The organism is Paenibacillus ihuae (assembly GCF_001368795.1).
GTDB lineage: Bacteria > Bacillota > Bacilli > Paenibacillales > Paenibacillaceae > Paenibacillus_AQ > Paenibacillus_AQ ihuae.
Map to the genome: position 1 here is coordinate 2,350,966 of NZ_LN831198.1, position 8,121 is coordinate 2,359,086.

General features: G+C 51.1%; 5 protein-coding genes and 2 pseudogenes. 6 read left to right on the forward strand and 1 reads right to left on the reverse strand.

Annotated elements, in window-relative coordinates; all coding sequences use genetic code 11:
- From AQR02_RS10635 to AQR02_RS10650, 4 genes and pseudogenes are all read left to right on the forward strand, one after another.
- A pseudogene (locus tag AQR02_RS10635) lies at positions 1-399 on the forward strand (GNAT family N-acetyltransferase); the annotation flags it as partial.
- Between the two features lie 10 nt (positions 400-409).
- The gene (locus AQR02_RS10640; protein ID WP_054940540.1) at positions 410-967 is read left to right on the forward strand and encodes a 5' nucleotidase, NT5C type; all 558 of its coding nucleotides are present in this window, start codon (positions 410-412) and stop codon (positions 965-967) included.
- A 133-nt stretch (positions 968-1,100) separates the two neighbouring features.
- On the forward strand, positions 1,101-2,954 hold the full coding sequence (locus AQR02_RS10645; RefSeq protein WP_054940541.1) for a glycoside hydrolase family 13 protein: 1,854 nt from the start codon (positions 1,101-1,103) through the stop codon (positions 2,952-2,954).
- Positions 2,955-2,979: 25 nt separating this feature from the next.
- Positions 2,980-5,238, forward strand: coding sequence for an amylo-alpha-1,6-glucosidase (locus AQR02_RS10650; protein ID WP_054940542.1), 2,259 nt, complete (start codon positions 2,980-2,982; stop codon positions 5,236-5,238).
- Positions 5,239-5,413: 175 nt separating this feature from the next.
- Here the strand turns inward: AQR02_RS10650 and AQR02_RS10655 are convergent, their stop codons facing one another.
- Positions 5,414-5,635: a hypothetical protein gene (locus AQR02_RS10655; protein ID WP_054940543.1), complete on the reverse strand. Its 222-nt coding sequence runs from the start codon at positions 5,633-5,635 to the stop codon at positions 5,414-5,416.
- A gap of 563 nt (positions 5,636-6,198) precedes the next feature.
- Here AQR02_RS10655 and AQR02_RS10660 point away from each other — a divergent pair.
- Both AQR02_RS10660 and AQR02_RS33990 read left to right on the forward strand, forming a co-directional pair.
- Positions 6,199-7,248 carry a LacI family DNA-binding transcriptional regulator gene (locus AQR02_RS10660; RefSeq protein ID WP_054940544.1) on the forward strand — a complete coding sequence of 350 codons (1,050 nt, stop codon included), beginning with the start codon at positions 6,199-6,201 and terminating at the stop codon, positions 7,246-7,248.
- 181 nt (positions 7,249-7,429) lie between these two features.
- Positions 7,430-8,121: pseudogene (locus tag AQR02_RS33990) on the forward strand (alpha-mannosidase); the annotation flags it as partial.

The following is an 8,121-nucleotide window of genomic DNA, read 5'->3' on the forward strand; positions in this document are numbered from 1 at the left end:
TTTGACGCTTATGCCGAAATTCATTGTCTGGGCTCCGGGATGCCGCTATCTGCCAAGCCTCATTTCATGAACAATAATATTGGACTACTGAACAGACCGGGCTGGAAGCTGTTTCTGGCTGCGCTTGAAGATGTCCCGGCCAGAGTAGCAGTGATGCATATCGGCGGGAGTATAGCTTCCTGCACGCTGGCTGCGACCGCACCGGAATACCGGAACCGTGGCATACAAACCGCGCTGATACAGCGCAGACTGTACGAAGCTCATCTTGCGGGTTGTCAGCTTGTTGCTGCACAGGCCGGCTTCGGATCCACCAGCCAGAATAATCTGGAGCGTGCAGGCTTCCGGATCGCCTGGACACGGTCAGTATGGGGCTGGACAGAAAAATATAATGTAAAATAGGAGACAATCTATGAGAAAACCAATTATCGCAGTCGATATGGATGATACCATCTGCCATCTCGTTAAGCGGGCGATTTATCATAACAATAATGAATTTCCGACCCATCTGCTACGCTACGAGGATATGTTCGACTGGAACAGCGACCACCTGCGCCATCCGGACAGCACGATGGATATCTTTTTCGGAAGACCGGGGCTGTATGAGGAGCTTGAGCTGTTCGATGAGCATGTAGTAGAAGAGATGGAGAAGCTGCATAATGCTTATGATGTTATTATTGTGACTGCAGCTGTACCGAAAACCGTCGTAGAAAAATGGAATTGGCTGCAAAAGCATATGCCGTTTATCCCGGCCGATAACTTCTTTACCTGCAAGCGGAAGCATCTGATCAACTTCGATCTGCTGATTGACGATGGTCCGCATAATCTACTGCCTGCTGTACAGGAGGGCAAGAAAGTACTGTGCATTCCGCATCCCTGGAATCTGAGAGCACGGGAAGAATATGCATTCCCGCTTATGACCTCCTGGAAAGGTGCGAAGGAGCGGATTGATGAGATTCTGCAATCGTAGCCATACATAGTTGAATGGATGACCCCTATAACCCTGCCGGCCGCGGATTGACAGACCGCCTGCAGGGACTTTATACTTAAATCACTTAAACGTATAAGTTAAGTTAAAATCCTACTGTGAGGAGTGTACTGCTATGGATTTAGCGGCCTTTATTCATGAACCGAAAGGGGCATTGTCATACGCCTATGATTCGGAGACCCTGCATATCCGCATCAAAACGAGAAAAGATGATATCCAGTCGGTCACCTTGCTGGCTATTGATCCGTTCAACTGGAAACCGTTAGCCAAGGATTTACATGTCTATGAGTTTGCTGTAGATACGATGCAGCATGTGAAGATGAAGAAGGAGTATGTTACCCGTTATCATGATTGCTGGTTTGCCGAGCTTACGGGCTTTAATTGGAGAAGAATTAAGTATGGCTTTGTGCTGAATGACGGCCATGAGTTTTGTTTTGCCGGCTGCCAGGAGTTCGTTCCGCTTCCCGAAGAGTGGACACCGCCTAAGGATCATACGAACTATTTCCATTATCCTTATATTCTGGAAGAAGACCTGTATACAGCGCCGGAATGGGTTTCTGATACGGTATGGTACCAGATTTTCCCTGATCGGTTCAACCGCAGCGCTACGGCGGCTCCTTCTGAAGATATTCTGGAATGGGGGAGCGACCAGCTTGACGGTAACGGCAAAAAGTTCGGCGGAAATCTGCAGGGAATCAGCGAAAAACTTGATTATATCCGTGATCTCGGCTGTACGGGCATTTATTTTACCCCGCTTTTTGATTCGCCGAGCTCCCATAAATATGATACAAGGGATTATTTCAAGATTGATCCGCATTTCGGCGACAATGAGACTTTCGGGCAGATGGTAGAAGAGGCGCACAAGCGGGGTATACGGGTTATGCTTGAGGCGGTGTTCAACCATTGCGGCTATGAGCACCCGTTCTGGCAGGATGTATTGAAGCACGGCAGCAGCTCGCCTTATTTTGACTACTTCTATATCCTGGACGCGGACAAACCAGTGGTACCTGACACAGCGCTTGCGGCCAGAGAAGGTTATTATTTCGGAGAGCATCTGAATTACCGGACGTTTGCGTATACGGACCAGATGCCCAAGTGGAATACCGGCAATCCTGCGGCAAGAGAGTATCTGATAAGCGCAGCTGTCTATTGGACGGAACATTATAATATAGACGGCTGGCGGCTCGACGTGGCGAACGAAGTTTCCCATGATTTTTGGCGGGAATTCCGGAAACGGATTAAGGCCATCCGCAAAGATATTTATATACTCGGAGAAAACTGGCTCTATTCTAATCCGTGGTTGCAGGGTGACCAGTTCGATGCAGTGATGAATTATGAGTTCACAGGGCCGGTTACTCGTTACTTCGGGACGAATATTCCGGAACAGGAGCAGTATACTGCTAAGGATTTTGTGTATGCCCTCAATCAGCTGCTGGTCAGCTATCCTAAGCATGTAGCGCGGAATATGTTCAATCTGCTCGACAGCCATGATACCGCGCGGATTCTGCACTTTTGCGGAGGCGACCCGGAGCTGGTGAAGCTTCCTTATGTTTTCCTGCTGACCTATGGCGGTTCTCCGAGCATCTATTATGGAGGTGAGGTCGGCCTGGCCGGAGACGAACATCATAACCGTCAGTGTATGCCATGGAGGCCGGAGCAGCAGAATCTGGCGCTGTATCAAACGATCCGCAGACTGATCGGGCTCCGCAAGGAGAATCCGCTGTTTAAGGCGATTGATATCGAGTGGCTGTCCGCAGGGGGAGCAACCGATACTCTGATTTACAAAAAAGAAAGCAGCAGCGGAAGCCTGTATGTACTCATCCATAATTCCAGCGAGCCAGCCGATATTGAGCTTCCAAGTGAATTGCAAGGACGGAAAATGAGAGATTTGTTCAATGATAATCCGGTTGAAACCGCAGCGGAAATCCGGATGGAATCTTATTCGTTCAGGCTGCTGGCAGCGGAGTAAACAAAATTATGCAGGAGGAACAGTCATGACATCAGGTGCGAAACCGTCTATTCTGGACAATATGACGATGACCGTTGAACGGAAGGATAACCGCGCAGTCTCTTTTACCAATAAAGAAGCTGCCTATTACTTTACCCAATCCCATGTAACGGATCATCCTGAACACGCTTATTTTGAGGGATTGAATGTGGCGAAGAACCGGCTCTTTGGCGGGTACATCTTATATACCGACGATCAGGAGCTGGATAATCAGCAAGCAGCGGTTAAGGTCAGCCCCTATTCCATGATCCGCACCCACGGCAGCCTGACCGAGGAGCTGTGGCTGTTTGATTACCGGAATGTGCTTGAGGTGAGCCTGAGCGGGGCAGGGAAAGACATTGGGATTGCTCTAAAAGGGAAAGAGCTGGAGTATTTGCAGCTCAGCGGGAATACCGCTTATTTCAAGGCAATGGAAGGGGAATGGGTGATTGCCCTGCGTCCCCGAAATGCCCGTCCGTTATCGCTGCAGAGCAAGGTCTTCCATACAGATGCCGAAGCCGGGGGATTCTACATTTCCGCTGCCCGGACAGAAGCTGAAGCCGCTGCCTTAATTCAGGATACTGAGGCGCATGCAAACCGGCTGAAGGCTGAGCGTATGAAGCGTATGGAGGTTTTTTTGCAGCAAAATGTTTATATTAACAGCAGCAATGACATGCTGACGCTCGCACTCCGCTGGCTCAGCCTAACTATGGATCAGCTCGTAACCAGACAACAGGGAGAGGGGATCTATGCCGGACTGCCCTGGTTCAATGAATACTGGGGCCGCGATCAGTTCATCGCTCTTCCGGGTGCGGTACTGGTCAGCGGCCAGTTCGAAACGGCTAAGCATATTCTCATGTCCTTTGCCGAATACCAGAATACGGATGAGACTTCAAAATATTACGGCAGAGTTCCGAATATCCTGGCACCGGAGAATATCGACTATCATACCACCGACGGGACACCGCGGTTTATTATCCAGCTGCAGGACTATGTAAAATATTCCGGGGATACAGAGATCATTGATAAGCTGTACCCGGCGGTGAGGAGCAGTATCGAGGGTTCGCTCAAGCACTGGGTGGATGCCAAAGGCTATCTTACCCATGACGACAATGAGACCTGGATGGATGCGCGGGATGCTGATCTGAACTCCTACTCTCCAAGGGAAACCCGCGCCAATGATATACAGGCCCTGTGGTATCACCAGCTGCGGGCGGGTGTGTATTTTGCCGAATATATGGGCGATCAGAAGAATGCAGAGCAGTGGGGAAGCCTGGCTGACCGGTTAAAAAGCAATTTCGAACAGGATTTCCGCGATCCGTCATATCCTTATCTGGCGGACCGTTTGGATGCTGCTGACGAGCCGGAGTTCTCTTTGCGTCCGAATCAGCTGTTTGCTTTTGACATGTTCGATGATCGTGGCTTTAAAGATGCCGCAGTCCGTACTGCATGGGAGGAGCTGGTATATCCTTGGGGCGTTGCTTCCCTTGACCGGCAGCATCCGTTCTTCCATCCCTTCCATCTGACAGAGAAGTATCATAAAGATGAAGCTTATCATAACGGGACCGTGTGGACCTGGCTGAACGGTATAGCCATGCAGCGCATGATTGAAGCCGGGCAGGAAGAAACCGCGTATAAGCTATTCCATAATATGAACTGGCAGGCGCTGCATCTTGGGGTCGTCGGAGGACTGAGTGAGAATCTGGATGCTTACCCGCACGAGGGGGAGAATTGGGCCAAACTGACCGGGGCTTATCTGCAGGCCTGGTCCAATGCAGAGCAGCTGCGTGTATGGTATCAGTATTTCCTAGGGATCCGGCCTGATATGATCCATCATACAGTTCGGCTTGCTCCGCGAATTCCGCAGGAGCTAACGGATCTCCAATTTCATGTAAAAGTTGGAGAAGGTACACTGGAGGCTGATTATTCTGCAAATCGCGGGGAGCAGCTGTATATCTACCGCTTCAAGGGAATCAAACTCATGGCAGTGATCGATATTGCGCCGTTTGCCGAGCTGAAGCTAGAGGTCGATGCGGGAGCTGAGCTGCGGATAAGCCGGACTGGGCAGGAGCTTGTGATTGAACTGGTGAATAGCAGCGGAGTAATCATCAGGCAGCTAACTGTACAACCTTCTAAGGACAGAATAGAGCAGCAGCTGCACAGCGACCAGCTCTTTGCGGGTGTGCAATTTGCAGAGCCGCTTGCACTGGAGAAGCATCCGGTGATGCAGCGGGAAAGTACTAAGGTTGTAGTAACAGAGGAATAGACGGACGTTCGGAGATTCAAAAAAGACCGGCCTTTAAAAGGCTGGTCTTTTTGAGGTTAACCTTAACTTTGGCTTGGACCGCAATGAAACTGATTCTGCTGCGGGGAGCCCGTCAGCTTATGAGAACAGGCTTACGATTCTATTTACAAAGAAAGCCCCTATTCGGGGCCGTTTGTTAGTATCTGTGTGCGTATTTGCGGAGTTCCTCAGGAATGCTGATTTCCCCTAAAATAGCTTCAACTGCCTGCCAAGCCTCTTGAAAAACACCACCGCTATAACTCGTCCGGTTCCGGGCGGGGCCGGTCATTGACATATCAAATACGATATATTCTCCGACATCTTCAATCACTCTAAAGCTTACTGCACGGTCATTTTTCTGAATCCGTACTTCTTCCATGATGCTTCCTCCTCATTGGATGTACCTGTATAAAGACTTATTCACTAATAGAATTATACTATTATCATGCATGTGCATCAATTCACAAATAACGAGAGGGGCCAATAGATTATAAAGCTGCACAGCTAGATTTATCCCATTAATGAGGCCCAGTTCGGGTGAAAGAGCAGAAACAAAGGGATTTATCCCATTGATATGGCCCAGTTGGGGTGAAAGAGCGGGAACAAAGGGATTTATCCCATTAATATGGCTCAGTTCGGGTGAAAGAGCGGGAACAAAGGGATTTATCCCATTAATGAGGCCCAGTTGGGGTGAAAGAGCGGAAACAACGGGATTTATCCCATTAATATGGCCCAGTTGGGGTGAAAGAGCAGGAACAAAGGGATTTATCCCATTAATGAGGCCCAGTTGGGTGAAAGAGCAGGATTAAAGGGATTTATCCCATTGATCCTAACCCAAGCACTTAGCCCGCAGGTACACCGACAGCCATGACATTTCTTTAATGCAAAAATGGGTCTATGCGCAAGTTATAACACGTGTTATACTTTTGCCGAGGTGCTGATATGAGCAAAAAAAGAGTAACCAGCCATGATGTAGCCAAGCTGGCGGGCGTATCCCGCAGCGTTGTATCCGCTGTGCTGAACGATACACCCGGCATCGGGGTAAGCGCCCAGACCCGGGAGGCGGTGCTGCACGCGATTGCAGAGCTGAACTATCACGTGGATGCCCAGGCGCGCAGCATGAAGACCGGCCGCAGCATGACACTGGCTGCATTCGGTGACACCGGACACCCGCTGTTTATGCGGCTGCTGGAAGGGATGCAGCGGGAATGTGAAGCGGCCGGATACCACATTCTGCTCTGCTCACCGGGAGAGCGGAGGCCGGGGGAAGCCAGGAGCGCGCTGCTGGATCTGTATCACCAGCGCAAGATTGACGGTATTGTAACGCTGGACAATACCAGCTACCGCAGTGCAGACTGGGCTGCTAAAGTGCACGACGCCGGTGTTCCCTACGTATCCGTGGAAGGATACGCAGAGACAGAAGGGGTCCACTCTGTGCTGGCAGATTATAGAGGCAGTGTGCTTACAGCACTGGATTATCTGTGCAGGGATGAAGCAGATCGCAAGACGGGGCCGGTATATGCTGAAGTACATCACGGGACAGACGGCAGACGGATGAACTGGTCTGAGAAAAACCGCCGCAACGCCTATAAGGAATGGTGCAGCCGGCATGGCCATCAGACTCAGATCCGGCGGATGGATGAGCGGGAAGGTGTGGAAGGCTGGATCAGCTGGCTGACTGAGCTTCAGGCGCAGACCGGCAACCAATTGCCGCCGGTGCTGTTGAACTGGTCAAGTACGGTTCCAGACCTCTACCGTGCAGCCCGACAGCTCAGTCTCAGCATAGGCGATACGCTGAAGGTTATGGCCGCGGATAATACCATCCAAGGCGACCGCCTGAGTGTTCCCCGTCTGAGCTGTGTAGAAATTCCTTATGTACGTATGGGCGAGGAAGCCGTTCGCTGCATCCTGAAACAGCTGGAACAGGGGCAAGCTGGCGAACCGGGCAAACAATGGCTGCCGGCGGTCTTGAGACCGGGAGAGAGTGCATAACGTTTGGTTTAAAAGATCAGGAGAAGTACTACTGGATACGCATATTAAGTATATTCAATGGTTTATTCAAAAAGCGGACCCGGTCCTCAGCCGGACCGCACGGGAATTGGCATAACCGCTTACAGGATTGCCTTTTCTTTTTTAGTATATAACACGTGTTATACAAAGGAGGCTGAAAGCGTTGTTTTGGACAGATGAGAAGCTTGGTGCACGAATTGCCGAATTTGAACGCTACCGGTACCGTGAGGCAGTTGTCTTAACGGAATGGCTTGGACTTGAAGACAAGGAGGGGGCTAACGGTGTATACCCGCCGGACATGAAGCAGGGAGATCCCTACCGGGTCGGTGATTACTGGACCGGGCGGGATATGTATCTCTGGCTGCACAAATCGGTAGAGGTACCGGCACATTGGCAGGGCAAACGTATTGTCGGCCTGTTCGATTTCGGACGCACGGGCAGCGGGAATAACAGCGGCTTTGAGTCGCTGCTGTTTCTGAACGGGAAGCCGTATCAGGGGGTGGACTCCAATCACCAGGAGGTATTTCTGGAGCCTGATACCGCCGGTACGGCCGTTAGCTTTACCTTCCGGTTATGGTCGGGCATTGAAGGCGGCGGACTGCCGGTGCCGCAGGAGCACCGGATCAAACGGGCGGAGCTTGCATGGCTTGACGACGCGGCCGACAATCTCTATTACACCGGCCGGGCGATGCTGGCCGTATACAAATCGCTTGGCGGCAGTAATCCGCTGAAGCAGGAGCTGCAGACCGTATTGGACCGGGCCTTCCGCCTGCTGGACTGGTCCAGGCCGGGCAGCGAGGCTTTTTACGCTTCTGTAAGGGAAGCGGATGAGCAGCTGACAGCGCACCATACGGC

Coding starts and splice junctions, on each gene's coding strand:
- AQR02_RS10640 (WP_054940540.1), top strand. CDS start 410: ATGAGAAAACCAATTATCGCAGTCGATATGGATGATACCATCTGCCAT.
- AQR02_RS10645 (WP_054940541.1), top strand. CDS start 1,101: ATGGATTTAGCGGCCTTTATTCATGAACCGAAAGGGGCATTGTCATAC.
- AQR02_RS10650 (WP_054940542.1), top strand. CDS start 2,980: ATGACATCAGGTGCGAAACCGTCTATTCTGGACAATATGACGATGACC.
- AQR02_RS10660 (WP_054940544.1), top strand. CDS start 6,199: ATGAGCAAAAAAAGAGTAACCAGCCATGATGTAGCCAAGCTGGCGGGC.
- AQR02_RS10655 (WP_054940543.1), bottom strand. CDS start 5,635: ATGGAAGAAGTACGGATTCAGAAAAATGACCGTGCAGTAAGCTTTAGA.